This is a genomic window from Arcobacter defluvii (assembly GCF_013201725.1).
In the GTDB taxonomy this organism is placed as follows: Bacteria; Campylobacterota; Campylobacteria; order Campylobacterales; family Arcobacteraceae; genus Aliarcobacter; species Aliarcobacter defluvii.
In genome coordinates this window covers 1137102-1163193 of sequence record NZ_CP053835.1, presented here as the reverse complement: position 1 = coordinate 1163193, position 26092 = coordinate 1137102, and the positions used below count along the sequence as shown (strand labels likewise).

Genomic DNA, 26092 nt, shown 5'->3' with positions numbered 1-26092 from the left:
CTAATTTATACTGGTACTATTTGGAGTTATAATATGTTATTAACTTCATACACTCTTCCTATCTGGTTATTGTTAATTATTTCTGTTTTAGCACTTGTTAGTATAATAAAATTTTTATTATTACTTACAAGTAGTAAAAAAGCAGAATATACTAAATATTTAGAAGATTTTATCTATGATGCAAATTGGAGATGGAAATGGGAAAAAGATGAAATAATTGATATTCAATGTTATTGTCCTAAATGTGATTCAATATTAGTATATGATGAAAGTTCTTGTCATACAAGATATACAGAAGTTGTAAAAACTGATTTTATTTGTGAAAAATGTGACTCACAAATAGTAACAAGTATTCCAGGTGGAAATAAAAAATACGCTATTAATGCTGTAAAAAGAGAAATACAAAGACGAATTAGAACACAAGAATATAAAAAATAAAACTTTATTTAATATATTCTTATTCTATTCATTGAATTTTATTTTTTTAAATTCTGATAATAAAAGAGGAAAATTAGTATAACCATCTCTATCTAAAAAGTGTCCTCCTTTTTCAAGACAAATAAAATTTGCACTTAATAAAAAAGCAAGTCTTTGTGTCAATACAACTGGCACAATATAATCATCATTTGAGCCAATAACAATTTTATTATCTGTTATTTTTTCTAACTTTTTATAATCTAATCTTTTTTCTAAAAAATGATCTAATTGTTTTAAACTAGGTAAAGATTCATTAAAACCAGAAACTAGTATATATCCTGCAATTTTTTCTTCAATTTTGCTTTCTGATAAAAACTTGAGTAAACTAATACAACCTAAACTATGAGCTATAAAAAATGAATTTTTATCAATGAATTTAATTTGTTCTTTTAAAGCGTCATTCCATTCTTTTGGATTTGGATTTTGAGGAGTTGGTAAGTCTATAATTGTAACTTCATTTTCTTCTTCTAATTTCTCTTTTAACCAAGAAAACCAATGTGCTTCAACGGATGCAGAATAGCCATGAATTATATAAATATGCATATTATCTCCTTTGTAATATAGTTATTTATGAAAACATCATATACCTTATATACTTATAATTATATTTTATATAGCATCTTTTTTCTTAATAAACTAAATGCCTTTAATAGACAATTATATATATCTATCCTATAATATCAGCTTCAAAATTTTAAAGGCAAAACTATGACAGATACTATAAAAATATTTAATGCTAAAGAAAATAATCTAAAAAATATAAATTTAGAAATACCAAAAAATAAGCTAATTGTATTTACAGGACTTAGTGGTTCAGGAAAATCAACTTTGGCTTTTGATACATTATATGCAGAAGGTCAAAGAAGATATATTGAGTCTCTTTCTTCATATGCTAGACAATTTTTGGATAAAGTTGGAAAACCTGATGTTGAAAGAATAGAAGGTTTAACTCCTGCGATTGCAATTGACCAAAAAACAACTTCAAAAAATCCTCGTTCAACTGTCGGAACAATTACAGAAGTTTATGATTACTTTAGACTTTTATATGCTAGAGTTGGGAAACAACATTGTCACCAATGTGGGCAACCTATTTCTCAAATGAGTGCAAGTGATGTAATAAATCAAGTTTTATCTCTTCCAAATGAATCAAAAATCGTAATACTTGCTCCTTTAGTAAATAGAAAAAAAGGAACTTTTGCAGATTTACTTGAAAGCCTTAAAAACAAAGGTTATGTAAGAGCTATGGTTGATGGAGTTATGGTAAGACTTGATGAAGATATAGAATTAGCTAAAACTCAAATGCATACTATCAAAGTTGTAATAGATAGACTTACAGTAAAAGAAGAAAATAAAGAAAGAATTGCTCAAGATGTTGAGAAAGGTTTAAAAGAGAGTTTTGGTGAACTTGAAATTGAAATTATGAACCATGAAGAAGTAGGAACTGAAAAGTTTATACATTATTCTGAACATATGGCTTGTTTTAATTGTAAAATCTCTTTTGAACCACTTGAACCTTTATCTTTTTCATTTAACTCACCAAAAGGTGCCTGTCCATCTTGTGATGGTTTAGGAATAAGATATGCATTAGATATGAAAAAAGTAATTGATGAAGATTTAGAAATAGAAAATGGTGCTATTAAAATCATCTATGGGTTTAATAAAGGTTTTTATTTTAAAATGCTTTTAGCTTTTTGTGAACAAAACAATATAAATATTAAAATTCCTTTTGCATCTTTAGAAGAGCATCAAAAAAAAGCTATTTTGCATGGAACTGTTGATGAAGTGACTTTTTTTTGGAAAAAACATAAACTGGTACGAAAATGGGATGGGATAGTAAAATTAGCTTATGATATGATAAAAGATGAAAAAGAGATGAGCGAATACATGACAGAAAAAAAATGTGATGCTTGTAATGGAAATAGACTAAAACCTTCATCACAAAGTGTTTTTGTAGCAAATAGAACTATTCCTGATATTTTAAATATTCCTATTGAAGAAGCTCATGCTTTTTTCCAAGATGAAAAAAATTTCTCTTATTTAAATGAACAAAATAAAATGATTGCAGCACCTATTTTAAAAGAGATAAAAGAGAGAATTTATTTTTTATATGATGTTGGACTAGGATATATAACTTTAGGACGAGATGCAAGAACAATTTCAGGTGGAGAAGCTCAAAGAATAAGAGTTGCTTCGCAAATTGGTTCAGGACTTACAGGAGTTATGTATGTACTTGATGAACCATCTATTGGACTTCATGAAAGAGATACAAATAAACTAATCAAAACTTTAAGAGCCTTACAAGAAAAAGGAAATACTGTTATTGTAGTTGAACATGATAAAGAAACTATTCAAGCAGCCGATTATATAGTTGATATTGGACCAAATGCAGGTAAATTTGGTGGAGAAATAGTTTTTGCTGGAACTTTAAAAGAGATGAATAAGGCAAAAACTCTAACTGCAAAATATGTAACAGGAACAAAAAAGATTGATTATGTTCACAATCGTCCCCAAGAAGAGTTTATAGAAATAAAAAATGTAAATATAAATAATATAAAAAATCTTAATGTAAAAATTCCACTAAAAAACTTATGTGCTATTACAGGAGTTAGTGGAAGTGGTAAGTCTTCACTGATACTTCAAACTTTACTTCCTGTTGCAAAAGAACTTTTAAATAGAGCAAAAAAAGTAAAAAAAGTCGATGGTGTAGAAATTGAAGGTCTTGAAAAACTTGATAAAGTTATCTACCTTGACCAAAGCCCAATAGGAAGAACTCCACGAAGTAATCCAGCAACTTATACTGGACTTATGGATGATATAAGAGATTTATTTGCTAAAACAAAAGAAGCAATGCTTAGAGGTTATAAAATAGGAAGATTTTCTTTTAACGTAAAAGGTGGAAGATGTGAAAAATGTCAAGGTGAAGGTGAAATAAAAATAGAAATGCACTTCTTACCTGATATTATGGTGAAATGTGATGCTTGTCATGGGCATAGATATAATGCACAAACTTTAGAGATTATGTACAAAGGTAAAAATATTTCTGATGTTTTAAATATGAGTGTTGATGAAGCATTAGAGTTTTTTGCAAAAGTTCCAAAACTAAAAGCAAAACTTCAAACATTAAGTGATGTTGGACTTGGATATATAACTTTAGGACAAAATGCTGTAACACTTAGTGGTGGAGAAGCACAAAGAATAAAACTAAGTAAAGAATTAAGTAAAAAAGATACGGGAAATACTCTATATGTTTTAGATGAACCAACTACTGGTTTACACTTTGCTGATGTTGATAGATTAACAAAAGTTTTACATCATTTAGTTGAACTTGGAAATTCTGTGCTTGTAATTGAACATAATCTTGATGTTATCAAAAATTCTGATTGGGTTATAGATATTGGACCTGAAGGTGGAAACAAAGGTGGAAAAGTTGTAGATGAGGGAACTCCAGAATTTTTAGCACAAAATCATAAAAACTCAGGTTCTTATACAGGTTACTATCTTGACAAAGAGATAAATGAAAAATGAAAATAGATTATAATATTTTCAATCAAAAAACAGCAATTGATAGATTTATTTTTGCAATAGAAAATGGCTATTTTGTTGAAGCTCATGAATTACTTGAAGATGATTGGAATTTTTATAAAAAACAAGGCGAAATAAATAAATCACTTGTATTAAAAGGTTTAATAAATGGAGCAACTGCACTTGCTCTTTTTTATATCAAAAAAAGACCAGAAAGTCACAAAAAAGTTTGGATTGCTTTTGAAAAATATATTCCACTTTTAGATACAGTAGATTTTGAAGAAAAAGAAAAATACTTTAAAGCAAAAGAGATACTTTTAGAATTAAATAAAAAAATCAGGTAGTAGAACTTTACCTGATTTTTCTAAGCTGTAACAGCTTCCTCACTTAAACTCAGCATATATGCTTTCATCTTCATCATTTCTTCTGTAGGATATTGATTTTCAACACTACCGCGAGATACTTTTACATAAAAATCTTTCGAAGAGACATTGTATCCAAAGTTTGTATTAGATAAAACAACTTCAAATTTATTTGAGGAAGTTGTTGTTTCATTTTTTGCTTCTTTTACATCTGAAGCTTCTTTTGCTTTTACTATAGTTTCTTGTTGTATTTGCTTTAAATTCTCTTTATCTCTAATTTCAGATGAATTTGAAGAAGGTTGAACTTTTTGCATTTCTAAAGCTTTATTATCACTATACTGATCTATTTTTGGTATTAATCCATATTCCATGATAACCTCCTTATAATAAAAACTTGTTTATTAAGCTTATTATACTATAAAAAATCATTTTTTTTCAAAAAAAAATTTATTTATTAAGTTTATTTTGATATTATTAGTTACAAATTATATCGATTTAAAAAAGGAGTCCTGCTTGGAAGATAATTCCCCGAGGCAAAGTTTAGTTAAAAGTGAGAAAAAATGGAAATTTTAATCTTACTATTTATTGCTGTTATTGGTACATCATTTTTATGTTCTATTTTAGAATCTATTCTTTTATCCACAAATGTTTCTTATATTTCAGTTTTAGAAAAAAATAATCCTACTGCTGGAAAATTATTAAAAAAATTAAAAACAGATATTGATAAATCTATTGCTTCAATTCTTATTTTAAACACTATAGCAAATACTTTAGGAGCAACTGCAATTGGAGTTCAAGCTCAAAATGTTTTTGAAGGAAATAGTAGTTTAGTTATGATTGTTTCAATTGTTTTAACATTTATGATTCTATTTTTTGCTGAAATTATTCCAAAAACAATTGGAGCAGTTTATTGGAAGCAATTAGCTCCTTATGCACCAAGAATTATAAACTTTTTTATTTTTATTACTTATCCAATTATTATAATAACTCAATTCGTTACTAATAAAATTGGAAAAGAATCAAATGATTCTATTTCAAGAGAAGAGTTAATCCACTCTACACTTTTAAGTGAAGAAGAAGGAATTATTGGAGATTTAGAATCTCAAATAATAGAAAATACACTTACTTTAAATAGTATAAAGTTAAAAGATATTTTAACTCCTCGTTCTGTTGTTTATGCAATAGAAAAAAATAGTTTAATAAAAGATATTGTAGAAGATAAAAGAACATTTAAATTTTCAAGAGTTCCCGTATATGAAGGTAATATTGACAATATTGTAGGAATTGTTTTAACTAAAAAAATTTTTAAACAAGCTTTAACAGAAGGTGATAAAAATCTTGAAGATATTATGAAACCTGTTTTTTCACTTCATCAAAATATACATGTTGCAAAAGCTTTGAATATGTTCATTCAAAAAAAAGAGCATATGTTTATTGTTCATGATTCATACAATCAAACAGAAGGAATTGTAACTTTGGAAGATTGTATTGAGACTTTACTTGGTTTAGAAATTATGGATGAATTAGACACAACAGCTGATATGAGAAAGCTTGCACTTAATAAAATGAAAGCAAAGAGAAAAGAAAAAGAGAAAATTCAAGAAAATACTCAAGAAAATAATAAATAGTATTTCTTATTTCTATTTTTTTAAGTGAATGTCAAATTGGCATTCACTTTTTTTTTGATATAATAAATGAACTTAATTTGAAAAAAGGTCTATTATGGATAGTACAATTGACTATGAAAAGTTAAAACTTTTTTATATAGGAAAACAAAAAGTTGAAAATAGTTTTGTTCCTTTAGTCTATAAAAACAAAGATTTATTAACACATGCTGCAATTATTGGTATGACAGGAAGTGGAAAAACTGGACTTGGTATTTCCTTATTAGAAGAAGCTGCTATTGATAATATTCCTTCAATTATTATTGACCCAAAAGGTGATATGACAAACTTACTTCTTACTTTTCCAAATCTACAAGGAAGTGATTTTGAACCTTGGATTGAAGAACAAGATGCTCAAAATAATGGACAAACGTTAAAAGAATTTGCAATAAACACTGCAAATCTTTGGAAAACTGGACTTGAAAATGATTTTCAAAACTCTTCAAGAATTGAAAAATTAAAAAATTCTGCTGATTTTACTATCTATACTCCAGGAAGCGATGCAGGTGTTCAAATATCAATTTTATCATCATTTAAAGCTCCTTCAAAAGAGGTTTTAGAAGATAATGATTTATTAATTTCACTTGTAAATTCAACTGTTTCATCTATTTTATCTTTAATTGCAGAACAAAATGATTCATCTTCAAAAGAATCAATATTAATTTCTTCAATTTTTATGAACTATTTTACTCAAAGTAAAGATTTAACTTTAGAAGAACTAATTACTTTGATAGTTACTCCACCATTTGCAAAAATTGGAATTTTTGATTTAGAGACATTTTTTGCTCAAAGTGAGAGATTAAAACTTGCACTGAAATTAAACACAATTATTGCAAATCCATCTTTTAAAACTTGGATAGAGGGTGAAACTTTAGATATTTCAAACCTACTTTATGATGAAAATGGAAAAGCTAAAGTTTCTATTTTTTCAATTGCGCATCTAAACGATAGCCAAAGAATGTTTTTTGTAAGTCTTCTTTTAAATCAAATGGTTTCTTGGATGAGAAGACAAGAGGGAACTACTTCACTTAAAGCCCTACTTTATATGGATGAAATTTTTGGATATTTCCCACCAAATGCAAATCCACCATCAAAACAACCAATGCTTACTCTTCTAAAACAAGCTAGAAGTTTTGGTATTGGAATTATTTTATCTACTCAAAATCCTGTTGATATTGATTATAAAGGTCTAGCAAATATTGGAACTTGGTTTATAGGAAGACTTCAAACAAAACAAGATAAAGAAAAAGTAATAGATGGATTAAGTAGTGCAAATGAAGGAAATTTAGATAAAGATGAGATAATGAATCTTATATCTAGTCTTGAAAAAAGAAATTTTATTCTTAAAAATATAAATGAAAATGGAATAAAAATCTTTCAAACTAGATGGGCTTTATCTTATCTAAAAGGTCCTATTCCAAAAGATGGAATAAAAAAACTAATGAGTAATAAAAGAACTAATTCATCTTCTAAAAAAGAAGAAAAAAATGAAGATACAATTACTCAAATAAATATAGAAAAAGGGATTTCTAAACCTATAATTACATCAAATCTAAATGAAAAATATCTTTATGGTTCTCAAAATAGTGCTTATTATTTACAACCTTATTTAATTTGTTCTTGTGATATTCATTATATAAATAGCACTAAAAATATAGATTTAGAAACAACAGAAACTTGCAAAATATATCTTGATGAAGAAATGAAAAATATAAACTTTGATGAAAAAGAAGAAGTAGAAAACTCTAATTTTGAAACAAAAGAGAGACCAAATTCACACTATTATGAATTACCAACTTTTATTCAAAGTGAAAAAGAGTTAAAAACTATTGAAAAAGATTTTGTTGATTATATATATAGAAATTCTAAACTTACACTTTATAAAAATGATGAGTTAAAACTTACTTCAAAACAAAATGAAAGTTTAGGTGATTTTAAAATTAGATTACAAGATAGATTAAATGAAAAAATTGATTTAGAAGTTGAAAAACTTCAAACAAAATTTCAAAAAGAGAATGACTCAATAGAAAATAAATTATCAAAACTTTATGAGAAACTTGAACGAGAAGAACAACAAGCAACATCAACAACAACTGATACAATAATTTCAATAGGAACTTCAATCTTAGGTGCATTTTTTGGAAAAAGTTCAACAGCAACAACTCTTGGAAAAGTAGCAACCAGTGCAAGAGGAGCTACAAAAATCTTAAAAGAAAAAAATGATGTTAAATATGTACAAAATGAAATAAATCAATTAGAAGAACAAAGAAACAGTTTAAAAACAATGCTTGAAAATGAAATTGAAAAAATCAACTCTACTAATTTAAGTTCAAATTTTCCAATCGAAGAGTTATTTATAAAACCAAAAAGAAGTGATATTTACAATGTTAAGTTAGAACTTTTATGGCAGGAACAATTATGATAAATAGTTTAGATGAATTTTTAGAACCAATAAAAAGTTTGACTATTAGCTCTTTAGATGATAAAGGAAATCCTTTTTCATCTTATGCTCCATTTGTTAAAATAAATCATAAATATTATGTTTATTTATCATTGATGGCAAAACACTCTTCAAACTTAACAAAAAATCCAAACTCTTCAATCTTTTTTTGTGAAGATGAACAAGATTGTAAAAATATCTTTGCAAAAAAAAGAGTATCAATTCAGTGTACAACTAAAAGATTAGAACAAAATACAAATGAAGAAAAAGAGATTTTAGAGCAATTTAGTAAAAAATTTGGAAATGAGATGATAACAATGCTTCATAAAATGGGAGATTTTTATCTTTTTGAATTTACTCCTTTTTATGGAGAAGCTGTTTTTGGATTTGGAAAAGCTTATAATCTTGGTGGAAAAAACTTTGATGAATTTTTAGATAGAGCAAACTTTGGAAATACAGGTCACGGTAAAAAATAGAGATTAACTCTATTTCTTATCAAAAATTGTACCATCACCTGAAATTAAAATAGCTAAACTTCTTGTACTATCAAATTGAGATAAAATAATCAATAAAATCATCATCAAAGGAACTGATAAAAACATTCCAATAGTTCCCCACATTGCACCCCAAATAACCAAAGATAAAATAACAACAAACTGAGAAATATTTAATTTATTTCCCATAAGTTTTGGATAAATTATATTTCCAATTACAAATTGAACTACAACTAAAGATAAAGATAAAAATAGAACATCTGATATTAAAGGAAATTGAATTAAAGCAAAAATTGTTGGAATTAGAACTGCAATAATACTTCCAATAGTTGGAATAAAATTTAAAACAAAAGCTATAAATCCCCATAAAACTGCACCTTGTAAAGAGAACATTTCACAAATCAAATAGGTTAAAAAACCTGTAATTAAACTAATTGAAGTTGTTATAAAAATATAAGTCCTTACTCCTTTTGAAATAGAAGTTAAAATATGTTCAACTCTTTCATTATTCTCTTTTTTAGGAAAAAGTGCATCCAATTTTGCCCTAAAAAATTGCTGATCTATCAATAAAAAAAGTACATATAAAAATATCTGTATAAGATTTGAAAAAATTGCACTAAAAGCAGCAATAACTTTATTTATTACACTAGAAAGACTAAATTCTTGGAAAAACTTTTGTAAAGGAGTCGTAAAATCAATAGATGTCATAAGCGTTAATTTTGCAATTAAAGCATTTACTTTTCCATCAAGCTGAGAAATACTTGAACTTAATTCCATCATACTTGAAGTTATAAAACTACCTATTTCTATCATAAAATAAACTATTATAATCAAAGATAAAGGGATAGCAATAGTATTGGCTATTTTTGGGCTTAAAAAAGGTATCTTTTTGATTTGAGAAGCTAATGCATTTATTAAAAACCAAATCAAAATAGCTATTGCAATTGGTGTTAAAATTGAGCTTAAACTATTTAAAGCATAAACAACTAAAAATATAAATGCAAAAAAATAAAATGCTTTTGCAAAATTGGTATCTCTTTGTATTATTTCCAAAATCAGCCTTTAAAAATTTTAATAATATAATATCAAATTAAATAGAAAAAAGCCCATAAGAAAGTATAAATATTGCAAATTGAGAATCCTAGAGAAATCTGTTATAAATGTTATAGACCAAAATCTTCTTGCATTTGTGAACATCTAATAACTCCAATAAAAACAAATACAAAATTTGTCATTTTGATGCATCCAAAAGAGTTTAGAAAAACAAAAAATGGTACAGGACATATGACAAATAACTCCTTAGAAAATTGTGAGTTACATGTTGGAATTGATTTTACAAATCACAAAAGAGTAAATGAACTTTTAAAAAATGAAGATTATGAAGCTTATGTTTTATATCCTGATACAAATAGTATAAAATTAAATACACAAAAATTGCCAAGTGATAAAAAATCTTTGATATTTATTATTGATTCAACTTGGCCTTGTTCAAAAAAGATGCTAAGACTTAGCAAGAATCTACAAAATCTAAAAAAGATAAGTTTTGAGCATGATAAATCATCACAATTTAAAATAAAAACTCAACCAAATCAATATTGTTTATCTACAATTGAATCGACTCTTTGTGTTTTAGAACAATTAAATAACCAAAAAATGGAAGAAATTTCAAATGATTTTTTAGGAAATTTTTTGAAGCCTTTTGAAGAAATGGTTGAATATCAAGTAAAATGTGCATATGATGAAAATAGGACAAGATATAAAATACCCTATAAAAAGATAGTACATTTATCATAATTTTAATATATTCTTAAATTCATAATAAAATATATTTTTTTATTGCAATTTTTAATGATTTTTTAGATATTTTACAAACTTTGAATTTACATATAAGAATTGGAGACTGTTTTATGAATAGGCTAAAGTTTATTATTGTTTCTATATTTTTAATAAATAATTTTATATTTTCAGACACTTTAGAAGAACAAAATAAAGATAAACAAGAAATTTCTTTTGAACAAAATATAAAAAGACTTTTAGATAAAGATTATTCAACTTTCTTAATCAATAAAAAAGTATTAAAAGATTATTACCAAATAAATCAATATAAACCATATTGGATAGATGAAAAAGCAAAGATAAAAGATATTGCATTAAATCTTTTAGAAAAAATCAAAAATGATCCTGTTTTACAAGCTCATATCTCAAAAATTTTTAAATTTGATGAAGTTATTAACAGTTTAAATTCTTTAGATAAATCAAATGAAAATTATATTGATAGTATGTTAAGAATTGAGTTTATGATGACTGAACTTTATGATAAATATGCTTTTTATTTATTAAATGGTTCTATAAATTGGAAGGCTTTTCAAGAAAAACTTACTGAACTTGAAAAAGATGATGAAATTAATGCTCAATGGGATAGATATGAAATCAAAAGAAATCCTAAAGAGTTATTAAAACTTGCCATTGAAAACAATGATTTATCATTGGCATTTAAAGAGTTAGATTTTACATATCCAAATGCACAAAAACTTATAAATGCAATTTCAGATTTAGAAACTATCATTCAAAATGGTGATTATATAAAATTACCAGAATTTAAAACTCTAAGAATTGGTGATCAATCTGAAATAGTAAAGATATTAAGAGAAAGATTAGCACAAAGTAAAGATTTAAATAAAACTTGCGAAAATGTTATAAATACTGAAAATATAGTTACAAATAGTATTGAAGAACAAGCCACAGAACAAATTGAAGAGAAAGAAAGTGTTCCTTGTGAAGAAATTTTTGATGAAGATTTAAAAAATGCTGTTATCTCTTTTCAAAAAACTCATGGGCTTTTCGCGGATGGAATTGTAGGGCTTCAAACTCAAAAATTTTTAAATAAAAGTGCAAAAGAAAAAATTGAACAAATCAGATTAAATTTAGAAAGAATGCGTTGGCTTCCTAGAAATTTTGGAGATAAATATATTCTTATTAATATCCCTGAATATAGATTAAGAATGATTGAAAATAATGATATAAAACTAAATATGGCAGTTGTTGTAGGAGAAAGAAAACACCCTACTCCAATTTTCTCAGATAAAATGTCATATATAGTTTTAAATCCAAATTGGAATATTCCTGAAAGTATTACAAAAAAAGAGATACTTCCAAAACTTCTTAAAGATCCAAATTATTTAGCATCAAAAGGTATTGATATTTATCAAGGTTGGCATAAAGATTCTGAAAAAGTTGAAACAACAGAAGTTTTAGATACTTTAATTTTACAAGATATTGATTCTGTTCCAAATTTTAGATTTACACAAGGACCAAGTGATGAAAATCCACTTGGAAGAATGAAATTTATGTTTCCAAATAAACATGCTGTTTATTTACATGATACACCTGCTAAATCTTTATTTAACAATGCAAGAAGAGCTTATTCTCATGGTTGTATAAGACTTTCTAAACCAGAAGAATTACTTTCAACAATTTTAGATGAAGATAAAACTATAAATTCAGAAAGAGTAAATCAAATATTAAGTGAAGAAACTGAAAAAGAAAAAGCTATAGGATTGAGTAAAAAAATTCCCGTTCACATAATATATTTAACTTCATTTGTAGATGAAAACGGGAAATTACAATTTAGAGAAGATATTTATAACTACGATAAGATTCAAGAGAAACTTATGTTCTAAAAAATTAGGCTTGTTTTTGCAAGTCTAATTTTTTTTCTATTCTTTTTTTGTCTATAAACATTTTATTTTGGATTTTACATCTATTTTTTGCTAAAACTTGCATATCTTCAACTTCATCCATTTCATCAACTATTTCAACTCCTAAAAGTGTTTCAATAGCATCTTCTAAAGTTACAACTCCACTTGTTTGTCCATAATTATCTTCAACAATAAAAAGATGTGTTTTTCTATTTATAAATTGATCAATTAGTGATGAAACAGGTACATTTTCAGATATTTTATGAACTGGAACCATAATATCTCTTAAAATAGTATCATCTCTTTCTTCAACACTCTCTTCCAAAATAGTTTGGTTAAATACTATTCCAACTATATCATCTATTGTTTCGTCATAAACTGGTATTCTTGAATGAACATACATCTTATCATCTTCAATTGCATCTTCAACTTTTGTTGTTGATTTAAAAGCAAAAACCACACTTCTTGGAGTCATAATATCTTGTGTTTTTATGTTTTTAAGTTTAAAAAGATTTTCAATTAAAGCACTCTCTTTAGAAAGAATAGAACCCTCTTTTTCACCCATAGTAACTGCTGCCATAATCTCATCTCTTGAAAAATTTGACTCTTTTGTTTTTCCATTTGAAATAAGATGAGTAATAAACATAGAAACCCAAACTAATGGATAAGTTATTTTTATAAAGAAATTAATCAAATATGCTGATGGAATTAAAAGTTTTTTCCAATACACAGCACCTATTGTTTTTGGTATAATTTCTGAGAAATACAAAATTGCTAAAGTTAATAAAACAGCAATAATTGTTTCCATCTCTTGACCAAAAAGTATTTGAGCTTGTGCTCCAACACCAGCTGCTCCCATTGTATGAGCAAAGGTATTTAATATCAAAATAGATGATATTGGTTTATCAATATTTGATTTTAAATCTTTTAATAATTCAACAGCAGATGATGTATTATCTTTTTTTGATAAAGACTCTATATAAGATGAAGTACTAGAAAGTAAAACAGCTTCTAGTATCGAACATAAAAAAGAAACAAATAATGCAATGATAAGATAGGTAAATAAAAGGGTCATTTTTTAGCCCCTAAAGAAGAAATAAATAAGCCACACCTACGATAGGAGTCGTTTAAGTTCATAAAGTTAATCCTTTTTAAATTTTTAAGGTAAATTATACCATATTTTTATTTTATTAGAGAGATATTATTTTGTATATGTTTTATATCATTTGGATTCAGATGATGTTTTTCTTCTAAAATCTTCATAAAAAATCTAACTTCTGCATTTGTAAAACCATCAAGTTCTTTATCTTTTATAGAAATATTATTTTCTTCAAGTCTTACTCTTTTTAATTTTCCATTTACTTCTTTTACATAATAAACAATATCTAGTTCACTTTGATTTACCTTTTCAATAGTAACTATGATTCTATTTGTTTTTACTTGTAAATTAAATTCTTTATAAAGCTCTAAAAATTCTTCTGTTGTAATATATCCAATATAAAGTTTTGTATAAATATCAAAGAAAAGTCCTAATTTTGCAGATGAAAAGAATTTTAAATCAACTTTAAATTTTGGGTTTTGTCTTGAAGTATTTAAAATCCATTCTAAAGTTGGAAAATATTGAAACTTTTTATATTTTATTTTACAAGCTTCAATATATTTTTTATTTGTAGGAGCTTTTAGGGTTTGAACATCATTTTTTACTTTTTTTGCAAAAATTATCTTTTCTATCAAATCTTCATCATCTAAATCTTTTGTTATCCAAATTGTTGCATAAGAAGGAAAATTTTTAAGACCAACAGAACCTTCTGTTACAACTATCAAAGCTTTGATATTTAAAGTTGGGAAAATCATCTTTAAAAGTGCATATTTTTTTACTAATCTTTTATTTAAACTTGCTGTTTTTTTAGATGTACTCATCTCCACAAAATAAAGGCTATCTTTTGTAAAAAAAAGTGCATCAAATTCACTAATATCTTTGTAAGCTGATTTATAAACTATTTGAGAACTACTATCTATTAAAAGTCCACTTTTTATAAAAAGATTCTCTTTATCTTGATATGGACCTTTTAATACAAATCTTGTGATTTCTTCTTGTTCTAAAACATATTGAAGTAGTAATTCATATATGATATTTTCATAAATTTCACCTTTGAAACTACTATAAGCTGAAATGTATGAAATATCTTCTTTTGAGGTATTGTTTTTTACTAAAGCCTTTAAACTTTTGTTATCGTATGAATAATGAAAAAGATTCTCTTTTATATCTTCTATTTCTAATTTTTTTATTTTATCTGTTATTGTAAATTGCAAGTTTTCTCTTCTATTTCTATAATGGTTTTGATTATATCTAAAAAAATTTTAAATAGCTTAAATATTATCTTTAGTTTTGAAAAAACTTACTTTGCCCATATCATCAAACTTCATAAAAAGTTTTAAATCTTCAATAAAATTATCATCAAGTTTATCAAAACTTCTTTTCATCCTTTTATAAACGCCTAAAAGATTTCTCTCTTCTGCTTTTTGCATACCTCTTAGTAAATAATGATAACGTACCAGATTTTTTGTATAATCAGAAAGATTCCAGTTTTTAATAATATGATAACTTATCTCTTCGTGATTATGAAAAGAATACTCTTTTGTTTTTTTATCTTTTTCATTTTGATATGCAACATAAGGTTTTCCAATATCATGTAAAAATGCTGCTGGTATCATCTTATATTTTTTAGCTTTAAAAGTATGAATCGCAACAGCTAAAGTATGTAGTAAAACTCCATATTTGTGCCATTTGTTTTGCTTGATAAATAGTGTTATATAAAACTCTTTTTTTAATACTCTTTTTAATTTCATAAAGGGATTTTATCATCAACTTACTTTTTATCTCATTTTGATAGAATAAATTAATAAAAAATCACTAAAGGTTTTATTTTCATCTTTATATTTCAAAAATCAGTAATTAACAAGATGAGAGTTTGGTGGCTTTTAGATGGGCAAGATTTCAAAAGTTTTTATCAAAACTGCTTATATAAAAACAGTAAAAAAGGAAAAATATCAAAATAGTTTTCTAAAAGATGAGATTAAGATCGTAGAGTGTATTTAATAATAAATATATTTCACAAATTAGAAATACCATTTTTCAAAGAAAATTTATATGTGAAAATACTAGTTTCAATAATATTATATATAAGGAATTTTTATGAAAAGAGGAATAATTACAACTCCTTCAATTCTAACAGAATTGCCAAGTGGTGGATTTAGACAAGAAAGAAATCTTAATATTGATGAGATAAGATATTACTCATTATATTTTGATCAGGTGGTAATACCTACAAATAATTTCATACATTTTTCTTTAGAACAAGAAGAAGAGTTAATTAATTTGAAGCTAATTGAAAGACCTCGTTATAATATAACAGGTACTCTTAATTCAAATGACTATCCAAAATATCAACTTGATTTACAATATAAAGAACTTGAAAAAAGAAATAGCAATAGTAATGAAATTATTTGGAATTTACATCAAATGGGTGGAAATAAGATTTATACGCATAATGAAAATGTAGAAATTAGAACCAATTTAATAATTGAACTATATAATTTATTACCTGTTCCTGTTGGAAAAATATCATTTGAAGAAATTTTGAAATTTAAAGAATATCGAAAAGATGAATTAAATATACTTCATGATACTTTAGAAGAATTATATTTAGAGATTCTTAAATCGCCTGATTCTGATTTAACAAAAAAGAAAATTATTAATACTTTAAATAAAAATATTTTAGATTTACAAAAAGTTTCAAAAGAAAAATGGAATGAATTTAGATATTTTTCTCTTAATACAAATTTCAATATGAAAGATGTATCCAAAGGAGCATTTGAAGGATATGGAATTGCAGAGTTTATTGGATTTATTGGTGAAAAAATAGGACTATTATCTAATAATAACACTGAATTAATTAAAATTTTGGGAGCTGCAATAGGTACTTTAAGTTCTGCAATTAATATAAAAGTTAAAGAACAAAATTCATTAAAAAATGAAAAACTAAATTATATATCTAATGCTTCAAAAGAAGGTATAGTTAAAATAAAGAATAAGTAAATAAAGGTGCCGGTACCTTTTTTTCTTTTCTCAACTCTTAAGTGAAACAAAATTACGAAAAAATAACAAATTGTAATATTTTTAGTTATTAATCAAAAAAATATATATAATTCTTTCATAAATTCAAAAGGCTAAAATATGCAAGAACTTATAATAAATGAAAATAACATAAAAAACAAAATCTACAATATAAGAAACCATCAAGTTATGTTAGATAAAGATTTAGCAGAACTTTATGGAGTAAAATCAATTAGACTTAGAGAACAAGTAAAAAGAAATATTGATAGATTTCCTGTTGATTTTATGTTTCAACTTAGTGAAAATGAAGTAGATTTTATGGTATCGCAAAATGCGATACCATCTAAACAACATTTAGGTGGAAGTTTGCCTTATGTTTTTACAGAACAAGGGGTATCTATGTTAAGTTCAATTCTAAGAAGTGAAACAGCTATAAATATAAGTATAAAAATTATAAGAACATTTGTTGAAATGAGAAAACTAATATCACAAAATATCTCTATGTTTGAACGATTTGAAAGAATAGAACAAAGATTAAATATCCATGATGAAAACTTTGATAAATTATTTAAAGCTTTAGAAGATAAAACTCTAAAACCAAAACAAGGAATATTCTATGATGGACAAATTTTTGATGCTTATGTTTTTATAAATAATTTACTAAAAAGTGCAATTGATGAAGTAATTTTGATTGATAATTATATAGATGAAACTATTTTTACAATATTTTCAAAATATCCAAATATTAAAGTTCAAATTTACACATCAAATATTACAAAACAGCTAAAACTAGATTTTAAAAAATATCAAACTCAATACCAAAATATAGAACTTATAGAGTTTAAAAGTTCTCATGATAGATTTTTAATTATTGATAAAAATGAAGTTTATCATTTAGGAGCAAGCCTTAAAGATTTAGGTAAGAAATGGTTTGTATTTTCAAAGTTTGACATAAAAAGTTTAGAGATTTTGAAGAGATTAAATTAAGAAAAAATCAATCAAACCTCTTAAAATCTTCATCTTCACTTCCATCATTTTTTCTATTTTTAAATTTCCACATAGTTATAAAATACTTCACACTAGCAAAACTCAGAATCAAAGCTAAGATAAAAAGAACAACATATATCAATATCATAATAGTTTGCATAATTTATCCTTTATTTTTGTATAATCCATTTTATGAAAACATTTATTTTAAACAACATTAACAAACTTATTTTACTATTTTTTACTTTGATTGCTTTAGCAGTTGCTACTTCATTTACTATTGATGATAGTTCAAAAAAACTAATAAATGACTCATTTAAACAAGCTATTATTGTATTTGGAAGTGCAAAAGCGTTAAATGGTGTGATTTCTCTAGCTCAAGGAACAGAGCTTGATTTACCTTTTGTCACTGTTGCAATTGGACAAATACTTGACCCAATAAATGATTTGGTTGAGCAATTTTCTTTTGTAATGTTAGCTAGTTTAGTATCACTTGGTATTCAAAAAATTTTACTAAATTTTGTAACAAATGAGATATTTAACTACATATTAATCGCTTTTATTATCATCTTCAATATTTGGTTATTCAAAAGATTTACAAATGATGAAAAAATAAGAAGTATCTTTTTTAGAATTACTTTTATTCTTCTATTTTTAAGATTTTCTATTCCAATGATTGGCTATGTAAATGAGATTTCTTACAACTATTTTGTAAAACCTCAATACAACATAGAAACTTTAAATGAAAATATTTTAAAAGTTACTGATGATGTAAGTAAAATAAATCAAGAAACTATAAAACAAAAACAAGAAGAGAGTTCATTTTTTGACAAAATCACTGAAAAATTCGATATAAATTTTTATGAAAAGAAAGTTGATGATTATAAAAATGCAGTTGATAATTCAAGCAATTATATGATTGATTTGATTATTGTTTTTGTATTTCAAACTATTTTATTGCCAATTATTTTTTTATATATTTTATATGTGTTATTAAGAAAGATTGTCCTATAAAAACAATCTTTCAAACTCTTTTAGTATTAAAGTTGAAGTTTTAGTATTTTCACTTTTTGAAATAAGTTCTTTTACATCTAAATCTTTGTTTTTTGATACTTCACTTATGTATAGATTCATAATATTTTCATCAAATTCAGGATGAAACTGAACTCCCCAAGCACAACTCCCAACTCTAAAACTATGATTTTTATCATGATTATTTGAAGCTAATCTAACTGCATTTTTTGGAAGTTCTAACACTGTTTGAGAGTGAATTGTATGAGCTTTGAAGTTATTTTCTAATTTAGAAAAAAGTTCATCTTCTTTTGCATTTTCATCTAAACTAATCTCAACCGTTCCTATTTCCATCCCAGTTTCATGATATCCTGAAACTCCACCTAAACTCTTTGCTAATAATTGATGACCATAACAAATAGCCAAAAGAGGAACTTCTTCATCTATCAATTTTGGAAGCCAACTTTCAAGTTTCAAACTCCAAGACTCTTCATTTGTCACCATACTATGAGAACCTGTTATTATAACTGCATCATTTTTACCTAAATTTGGTAAAAAATCATCTTTTTGAACATCAAGTACAAAAATATCTCTATTTTTATCTTCTAATTTTTCTATTATCCAATCTTCAAAATCTCTAAAATCATCTTTTATTGAATCAAAAGTCGAACCACATTTTATAATATATAAATTTTTCATATTTTTCCTCAATTAAAAAATTAATTATATTTATTTTTTTAATTCTTTTGATTTCTAAACTGTCTAAAATCTAAGCTTTACTAAAATAAAAAAAATAAAAAAGGCAGAGTTTTGCAAAAAAATATTTTAATTACTGGTTGTAGTTCAGGACTTGGACTTGCACTTACAAACTTCTATTTACAAAAAGGCTTTAAAGTTTTTGGGATAAGTCGAAACAGACCAAATATTGAAGATAAAAATTTCACTCATTTTTCTTTTGATTTATCAAAAATTTCAGAAATTAAAAAAAATTTAACAACAATTTTAAGTGATGTTCATAAGTTTGAAACTGTTTATTTAAATGCCGGAATGTTAGGAAAAATCAAACTATTAAAAGATTTAACTATCGAAAAATTAAATAAAGTTTATAGTTTAAATGTTTATGCAAACAAAGAACTTTTAGATATTTTTATGACTTTAGAAGTTAAAAATATAATCATAATATCTTCTGGTGCTTCAAAAAATGGCTATATTGGTTGGGGTGCTTACTCTTTATCAAAAGCCGGAGTTAATATACTTGTAAATTTATACTCAAATGAGATGAAAAATACAAAGATTTTAGCTGTTGCTCCAGGAGTTATAAAAACACCAATGACTGATTTTATAAGATTTGAACTTGATGAAACAATTTTTCCATCAGTAAAAAAACTAAATAATGGCATAATTCAAACTCCACAAGAAACAGCTGAAAAACTAGATAATTTAATATCAAAAATAGATCTCTTTACAACAGGAAGTTACGTGGATATAAGAGAAGTTGAGCTTAACTGATTTTAGTTTAGATATGTTAATATGATACGATGTTTATAAAAATTTTAATACTTATTATTTTTCCTATATTTATATTGGCAAATGAGATAAAAACTTTGGATTTTGAAGGTGATGTGGATTTAGTAATAAGCGATTTTTCAAAAAGTAATTTAGAAAAAGTTTGTAATATCTCATATCCTACATTTTATAAATTTTGGCAAAAAAATCCAACTTTTACAAAAGAAGATATTATTATCTGTAATGAATCAATAAATGAATATGCACAAAGTTTAGGTTTTTATAAAGCTGAAACTTCTTATGAAATCAAAGATGACAAAGCAGTAATTACTCTAAAAAAGAATGAACAAATAAAAATATCATCTATTGAAATAGAAAATGAATATAAAAATATTATTGATTTAAAAGTTGGTGATTTTTTCAAAGCTTCAAATTTTACAAACTCAAAAAAAGCTATTAAAAAATATCTTCATGAAAAAAGTTTTGCAAAGGCTTCACTTGATGCAAAAGCTTATGTTGATATGGAAGATTATAAAGTTGATATTATTTATAAAGTTACAAAAAATGCACCTCAATATTTTGGAAAAGTTAGCTTAGAAAACAATGCAAAAGTTGATGAAAATTATATAAAAGAAAAAATAGAGTTTAAAGAAGGAGAGTTATATAACTCTTTACTTGTTGATGAAACCTACGAAAATCTTTATAATTTTGGAATATATAAATATATTTCAATAGAACAAAATATAGATACACAAGATGATACTATTCCTGTAAATATCAAGCTTTTACTTGGTGATTATAGAGAAACTACTTATGGTATAGGTTATGATACAGATACAAAAGCTAGATTTAAAGCCCAATATAAAAATGATAATTTTTGGGGAAATCTAAAAAAGCTTACAATTGGTACAAAAATAAATGAAGATGGTTATGAATTTTATAACAATATAAATAATCCATATTTTTACTTTGATGGTTTATCTTTTAACAATGACATAAACTATGAAAATATGGATTATACAAGTTACGAGCAAGAAAAAATAGAAGAAAAAATCTCTTTATCTAAAGACTTTTTGGGTTTATCACATACAGTTGGATTTTTACTAGAACATAGTAATATAAATTCTCTTTTGGAAGAATACAAAAGTGGGAATTATCTTTTAAACTCTCTTTTTTATGAAGTTATTTTGGATAAAAGGGATGATATTTTAAATCCTAAAAATGGTTATTATCTCTCCTTTTATATTGAAAATGGTACAAAAATGATTTTAAGTGAAGAGGATTATATAAAAACTCTGACTCAATTAAGATATATAAAAACATTTGATAAATTAACAACCTCAATAAAAACAAAAATCGGAACACTTGATAAAGATTTACCGATATTTAAACACTTCTTTGCAGGAGGAGATTATAGTAATAGAGGTTATTCTTACGAAAAGTTAGGATTACTTGATAGTGATGATAATCCTTATGGAGGATTATCTATGATAGATAGCAGTTTAGAGTTTGAATACAATGTTTATAAAGATGTAGGAATTGCTACATTTTTTGATTCTACGATGTTAACTTTAGAAGCTAAAAAATTCAATGATAACTTTTATAATTCTTATGGATTTGGATTAAGATATTATACTCCTATTGGTCCATTAAGAGCTGATATTGGATTTCCACTTGAAGATAGTGGATTTGTATTTCATATAGGAATAGGACAAGTATTTTGAAAATCTTAAAATTTTTATTTATTTCTATAATTGCACTATTTTTAGTAGCTTTTTTATATTTAATAAACTCATCTTTTGTTGTTCAAAAGATATTTGATTATATTTCAAAAGAAGTTCCTCTAAAATATACAAGTTTGAAAGGAACTTTATATAGTGGTATTTCTATAAAAGATTTAAACTATGAAAATAATCTAGTAATAAAAGATTTTTATATAAAACCAGAACTTTTATCTTTATTAGTTCAAGAAATATATATAAAAGAGTTAAAAATAGATGGAATTACTTTAGATAACAAACTTTTTGAGACAACACAAAATCAAGAAGAAAAAACTACTTTTGATTTACCTTTTAAACTTATCATAAAAAAACTTGAAGCTTCAATATATAACTACTCTTATGAAGATTATAAAATAGAAGAACTATTTTTAAAATCAAAAAATATAACAAGCGATTTAAATAGTTATCTAAGTGGAGATTTTGAGATTAGTGCCAAATCAAATATAGCAAATTTAACAGCTTTTATAAATCTAAATAAAAATAACTACACTTTAAAATCAAATATAGAGTTTATCAAAGAATTTTTAGATAAAAATATCATAGAAAATCTAACAACAAATAATTTTAATCTCGAAGCAAATGGAAATTTAGAGAAAATAAATTTTCAAATAAATAGTGAAAAATTAACTTTAAAAGCAAATAAACCAATAGATTTAAAAAATATCAATACAACCGGAACTTATGACTTTTCAACATTTAATCTTGATATTACAAATCTAAATGCTATTTTAAATTATGATTTTATAAATTCAAATATAGAGGCAACTCTAAGTATAAAAAACAATGATATAAATAGTCTAGTTTTCAACTCAAACTTAAATACTTTAATAAAAAAAGATATTTTAAAAAATCTTCAAAAAGATTTGCTTATCAAAAGCCAAATATCAGGAAATTTAAAAGAGATAAAATTTACAAATAATTTTGAAGCAAATAGTTTAAAAATCAATGATGAAAATATCAAAATAGACTCTTTGAATTTAGAAGGAAATAGTAAATTTAATAATGATAACATTGATATTTTTGCAGATTTAAATCTAAAATCAAATATTTTAAGACAAAAATCAAAAATAGAATTAAAACTAAATAGTTCAAAAATAGAAGATTTTTTAATAAAAGCAAAAACTGTAATTAGTGAGATTTCATACCAAAATATAAAACCAAACTCTATTGGTAATGTAAATATAAATACTACTTACAAAAAAAATTCACTTGATATAAATCTTGAATCTAAACTTGCAGATTTATCAATATCTAGTAAAAATTTGAAAAAATATCTTTTTGATTTGAATATAAAAAAAATAAATCCAAATGACTTTTATAAACTTGATGAAAAGATAAAAATTTCAAATCTAAAAGGAAAAATAAGTGCAGAATATGAAGATGATTTAAATCTAAAAGGAAATCTAGTTTTAAATAATTCATTTGATATTAATACAAATTTATTTAAAAATAAAGAGCAAATAAAAGGAAAAGTTTCTTCAAAATCATTTGAAACAGATTTTTCTATAAAAGACGAAAAAACAACTATAAAAGCCCAAATAAAAGAGTTAAAAGATTTTGAAAAAGAATTAAATACCATCTTAGAAATGCCAAAATTAGACTTAAAAGGTTTAGTAGATATAAAAGCTCAAATTGATAATTCTGAAATATCTTTTGAGCTAGATTCTTCTAAAATATCTTTTGAAAAAGAAGCAATCCAAAAAATAGATATAAAAGGAACTTTTAAAGATAATTTTATTAGTTTTAATACCCTAAATTTTTATATCTCAAAAATTTATGATATAAATTTTGAAAAAAATTTCTCATTAAAAAATCAAGCAATTTTAAATATTGAATCATTAAGTGGAAATTTTGATTTTGATAATATTTTAATTTCAACATCAAAAGAAAATGAAGATTTTAATATCAAAATAGATACAAAAGATTTAGCTATTTCATATGATAACTATGGAAAAGGTTCCTTATCATCAAATCTTTTAGTTCAAATTAATCCTCTAAATAAAGTTTTAATTACAGGAGAAGTAAGAGCAAATAAACTTTATATAAATTATGAAACACCCTCTGTGAGTATCAGTAAAGATAAAGATATAATCATCGTTTATAAAAATAAAAACAAGAAAGAAAAGGATACTTTTTTTGAAGATATTGCTTTGCAATTATCAATTTTTGCAGATAATTTAACTTATAAAGTTAAAAATATCGATTTAAAAGCTTCAAGTATTTTATTTTTGAAAAAAGATTTTTATCAAGATCTTAAGATTTTTGGTTCACTTCAAGATACTTCAGGAACATTTACAGAACTTGGAAAATCTTATACTATAAAAGATTCAAATATCTATTTTAGAGGATTAGAGCCAATTGATCCACTTTTAGATATTCACGCAACTTATAGTGTAAATGATATAGATATTTCAATCATAATAAGTGGAAGTTTAAATGAACCTAGAATAAATCTTACTTCAACGCCAGTTATGAGTCAAAAAGATATTTTATCTTATTTGATTTTTGGTACAACTTTTTCTAGTAACGCACAAACAAATACACAAAGTAAACAATCTCAAGCTTCATTATTTTTACTAAATGAATTATCAAAAGATTACGCAAAAGAGTTAGGAATTGATATGTTGTATTTTCAATATGACCCAACAACTCAATATATAGAAACTTATGTAGGTAAAAATATATCTCAAAGAAGTAAAATAGTTTTAAAAAACAAATCAACTGGTGGTGAGCTTATTTTGATGAGAGAACTTACAAAACTTTGGAATATAGAACTAGGCTTTGAAGAAGATACTCAAAGCCTAGATTTGATTTATAGAAAAAGATATTAATTTTTCAAATCAATGGTGAGTAACTTCATCTCTTCCTGCTTTTAAACCAAAGAAAATTAATAATATTATCAATAAAATCAACATAAGAATTGGTATCGTCCATGATTTTGATAAATCATAAATAAAACCTATCAAAATAGGTCCAACTGCTGCAAGTAAATAACCTGCTGATTGTGACATTCCTGAAAGTTCTGCTGCTTTTTTTGCATGGGGAGTTCGTAATGAAATGAATCCAATAGCTAAACTAATAGTTCCTCCCATTCCAAGTCCTAAAAATATCATTGAAATAATTACACTTGATTTAGATATTGCAAATAAAAATATCACCATTCCAACAAGATATATCAATGTAATAATTGTTGCAATTAACTTTTGATGTCTAATTTTATCTGCAATTGCAGGAACTAAAAGAGTAGCTGGCAAACTTATCAATTGAAATAATAAAAGCATCATTCCTGCAAAATGAGCATCAAAATCTTTATATAAAAGAATTGAAGGAATCCAAGCAATTAAAGTATAAAATAACAATGATTGTGTTCCCATATATAAAGTAACCCACCAAGCAAGTGGCGATTTCCAAATAGATTTACTTTTCATTTTTTCTTCTATTTTTAAATCATCACTATTATTATATTCTCCACTTTTTTTAAGTTGTGGCAACCATATCAATAAAGTAAATACAGTTAAAATTGTCCAAATTGCTAAAGAAGTATTCCAACCCCAGATTTCTGTCATTGGGATACTTAATCCTGAACCTAAAGCTGCAAAAATACACATTGAAGTAATATAAATACTTAAAACATTTCCTACATTCTTTTTGAATTTATGTTTTATTACACTTGGGATTAATACATTTCCAATAGCAATACCAATTCCAATAAAAGCTGTTCCAATAAATAATCCATAAATATCTGTATAAGAACGAATTAATTCTCCTAAAATAATCAATAAAAGTCCAAAAAACATAGTTAGACCATGTCCAAACTTATGATTTAATTTTGCAACAAAAGGAGAAATTATTGCAAAAGCCAATAAAGGAAGAGTTGTTATAAATCCAGCCATACTGCTATTTAAATCATATTTTAATTGTATCAAATCTATAACTGGACCAACAGAAGTTATTGGAGCTCGTAGATTAAAAGAGACAAAAACAATTCCTAGAAAAACTAGAAATAAATGAGAATTTAATTTCATATTTTACC

Annotated in this window: 23 protein-coding genes; 14 read left to right on the top strand and 9 right to left on the bottom strand. The window is 24.9% G+C overall.

The window, feature by feature from the left end; genetic code table 11:
* Window positions 1-33 precede the first annotated feature (33 nt).
* Window positions 34-438, top strand: a complete 405-nt coding sequence (locus tag ADFLV_RS05840) for a hypothetical protein (RefSeq protein ID WP_014473913.1) — start codon at window positions 34-36, stop codon at window positions 436-438.
* 24 nt (window positions 439-462) lie between these two features.
* On the opposite strand, the gene ADFLV_RS05835 is transcribed toward ADFLV_RS05840, so the two are convergent.
* Window positions 463-1020 carry an RBBP9/YdeN family alpha/beta hydrolase gene (locus ADFLV_RS05835; protein WP_129011087.1) on the bottom strand — a complete coding sequence of 186 codons (558 nt, stop codon included), beginning with the start codon at window positions 1018-1020 and terminating at the stop codon, window positions 463-465.
* A gap of 165 nt (window positions 1021-1185) precedes the next feature.
* Between ADFLV_RS05835 and uvrA the strand changes: the two genes are divergently transcribed.
* Both uvrA and ADFLV_RS05825 read left to right on the top strand, forming a co-directional pair.
* Entirely contained in the window at window positions 1186-4002 is a 2817-nt protein-coding gene (uvrA, locus tag ADFLV_RS05830) for an excinuclease ABC subunit UvrA (protein WP_014473911.1), read from the top strand.
* Entirely contained in the window at window positions 3999-4343 is a 345-nt protein-coding gene (locus ADFLV_RS05825) for a DUF309 domain-containing protein (RefSeq protein ID WP_014473910.1), read from the top strand. The genes uvrA and ADFLV_RS05825 overlap by 4 nt, the downstream gene beginning before the upstream one ends.
* Window positions 4344-4363: 20 nt before the next feature.
* On the opposite strand, the gene ADFLV_RS05820 is transcribed toward ADFLV_RS05825, so the two are convergent.
* The gene (locus ADFLV_RS05820; RefSeq protein WP_129011088.1) at window positions 4364-4732 is read right to left on the bottom strand and encodes a hypothetical protein; all 369 of its coding nucleotides are present in this window, start codon (window positions 4730-4732) and stop codon (window positions 4364-4366) included.
* A gap of 189 nt (window positions 4733-4921) precedes the next feature.
* On the opposite strand from ADFLV_RS05820, the gene ADFLV_RS05815 reads away from it, so the two are divergent.
* The 3 genes from ADFLV_RS05815 to ADFLV_RS05805 all read left to right on the top strand — a co-directional run bounded on the left by ADFLV_RS05815 (window position 4922) and on the right by ADFLV_RS05805 (window position 8941).
* Window positions 4922-5989, top strand: a complete 1068-nt coding sequence (locus ADFLV_RS05815) for a CNNM domain-containing protein (protein WP_129011089.1) — start codon at window positions 4922-4924, stop codon at window positions 5987-5989.
* 94 nt (window positions 5990-6083) lie between these two features.
* Window positions 6084-8447: an ATP-binding protein gene (locus ADFLV_RS05810; RefSeq protein WP_129011090.1), complete on the top strand. Its 2364-nt coding sequence runs from the start codon at window positions 6084-6086 to the stop codon at window positions 8445-8447.
* Entirely contained in the window at window positions 8444-8941 is a 498-nt protein-coding gene (locus ADFLV_RS05805) for a HugZ family pyridoxamine 5'-phosphate oxidase (RefSeq protein WP_014473906.1), read from the top strand. The genes ADFLV_RS05810 and ADFLV_RS05805 overlap by 4 nt, the downstream gene beginning before the upstream one ends.
* A gap of 9 nt (window positions 8942-8950) precedes the next feature.
* On the opposite strand, the gene ADFLV_RS05800 is transcribed toward ADFLV_RS05805, so the two are convergent.
* Window positions 8951-10012 (bottom strand): AI-2E family transporter, encoded by a 1062-nt coding sequence (locus tag ADFLV_RS05800; RefSeq protein WP_129011091.1) that lies wholly within the window; start codon window positions 10010-10012, stop codon window positions 8951-8953.
* Window positions 10013-10084: 72 nt separating this feature from the next.
* Here ADFLV_RS05800 and ADFLV_RS05795 point away from each other — a divergent pair, with 72 nt between their 5' ends.
* Window positions 10085-10753 carry a tRNA-uridine aminocarboxypropyltransferase gene (locus ADFLV_RS05795; RefSeq protein WP_129011092.1) on the top strand — a complete coding sequence of 223 codons (669 nt, stop codon included), beginning with the start codon at window positions 10085-10087 and terminating at the stop codon, window positions 10751-10753.
* Window positions 10754-10866: 113 nt separating this feature from the next.
* Complete coding sequence (locus ADFLV_RS05790; RefSeq protein ID WP_129011093.1) at window positions 10867-12639, top strand: L,D-transpeptidase family protein; 1773 nt, start codon at window positions 10867-10869, stop codon at window positions 12637-12639.
* A 4-nt stretch (window positions 12640-12643) separates the two neighbouring features.
* Here the strand turns inward: ADFLV_RS05790 and ADFLV_RS05785 are convergent, their stop codons facing one another.
* The 3 genes from ADFLV_RS05785 to ADFLV_RS05775 all read right to left on the bottom strand — a co-directional run bounded on the left by ADFLV_RS05785 (window position 12644) and on the right by ADFLV_RS05775 (window position 15507).
* Window positions 12644-13732: a CNNM domain-containing protein gene (locus tag ADFLV_RS05785; protein ID WP_014473902.1), complete on the bottom strand. Its 1089-nt coding sequence runs from the start codon at window positions 13730-13732 to the stop codon at window positions 12644-12646.
* A 107-nt stretch (window positions 13733-13839) separates the two neighbouring features.
* Window positions 13840-14970 (bottom strand): hypothetical protein, encoded by a 1131-nt coding sequence (locus tag ADFLV_RS05780; protein ID WP_129011094.1) that lies wholly within the window; start codon window positions 14968-14970, stop codon window positions 13840-13842.
* A gap of 57 nt (window positions 14971-15027) precedes the next feature.
* Window positions 15028-15507: an HD domain-containing protein gene (locus ADFLV_RS05775; protein ID WP_014473900.1), complete on the bottom strand. Its 480-nt coding sequence runs from the start codon at window positions 15505-15507 to the stop codon at window positions 15028-15030.
* Between the two features lie 346 nt (window positions 15508-15853).
* Here ADFLV_RS05775 and ADFLV_RS05770 point away from each other — a divergent pair, with 346 nt between their 5' ends.
* Both ADFLV_RS05770 and ADFLV_RS05765 read left to right on the top strand, forming a co-directional pair.
* Window positions 15854-16756 carry a DUF6236 family protein gene (locus ADFLV_RS05770; RefSeq protein WP_129011095.1) on the top strand — a complete coding sequence of 301 codons (903 nt, stop codon included), beginning with the start codon at window positions 15854-15856 and terminating at the stop codon, window positions 16754-16756.
* 138 nt (window positions 16757-16894) lie between these two features.
* Window positions 16895-17761, top strand: coding sequence for an ORF6N domain-containing protein (locus tag ADFLV_RS05765; protein ID WP_129011096.1), 867 nt, complete (start codon window positions 16895-16897; stop codon window positions 17759-17761).
* A gap of 7 nt (window positions 17762-17768) precedes the next feature.
* Here ADFLV_RS05765 and ADFLV_RS05760 read toward each other — a convergent pair whose 3' ends face one another.
* Window positions 17769-17921, bottom strand: coding sequence for a hypothetical protein (locus ADFLV_RS05760; protein WP_164968501.1), 153 nt, complete (start codon window positions 17919-17921; stop codon window positions 17769-17771).
* A gap of 32 nt (window positions 17922-17953) precedes the next feature.
* On the opposite strand from ADFLV_RS05760, the gene ADFLV_RS05755 reads away from it, so the two are divergent.
* On the top strand, window positions 17954-18775 hold the full coding sequence (locus tag ADFLV_RS05755; protein WP_129011097.1) for a hypothetical protein: 822 nt from the start codon (window positions 17954-17956) through the stop codon (window positions 18773-18775).
* Here ADFLV_RS05755 and ADFLV_RS05750 read toward each other — a convergent pair.
* Window positions 18770-19471 carry a glutamine amidotransferase gene (locus tag ADFLV_RS05750; protein WP_129011098.1) on the bottom strand — a complete coding sequence of 234 codons (702 nt, stop codon included), beginning with the start codon at window positions 19469-19471 and terminating at the stop codon, window positions 18770-18772. The genes ADFLV_RS05755 and ADFLV_RS05750 overlap by 6 nt on opposite strands.
* Window positions 19472-19582: 111 nt before the next feature.
* Here ADFLV_RS05750 and ADFLV_RS05745 point away from each other — a divergent pair, with 111 nt between their 5' ends.
* The 3 genes from ADFLV_RS05745 to ADFLV_RS05735 are packed head-to-tail and all read left to right on the top strand — an operon-like array spanning window position 19583 to window position 24890.
* Window positions 19583-20281, top strand: coding sequence for an SDR family NAD(P)-dependent oxidoreductase (locus ADFLV_RS05745; RefSeq protein WP_129011099.1), 699 nt, complete (start codon window positions 19583-19585; stop codon window positions 20279-20281).
* A gap of 29 nt (window positions 20282-20310) precedes the next feature.
* Entirely contained in the window at window positions 20311-22002 is a 1692-nt protein-coding gene (locus tag ADFLV_RS05740) for an autotransporter assembly complex protein TamA (protein WP_129011100.1), read from the top strand.
* On the top strand, window positions 21999-24890 hold the full coding sequence (locus ADFLV_RS05735) for a translocation/assembly module TamB domain-containing protein (RefSeq protein WP_129011101.1): 2892 nt from the start codon (window positions 21999-22001) through the stop codon (window positions 24888-24890). The genes ADFLV_RS05740 and ADFLV_RS05735 overlap by 4 nt, the downstream gene beginning before the upstream one ends.
* 9 nt (window positions 24891-24899) lie before the next feature.
* Here the strand turns inward: ADFLV_RS05735 and ADFLV_RS05730 are convergent, their stop codons facing one another.
* Window positions 24900-26084, bottom strand: a complete 1185-nt coding sequence (locus ADFLV_RS05730) for a CynX/NimT family MFS transporter (RefSeq protein WP_129011102.1) — start codon at window positions 26082-26084, stop codon at window positions 24900-24902.
* Between the last annotated feature and the right edge of the window lie 8 nt (window positions 26085-26092).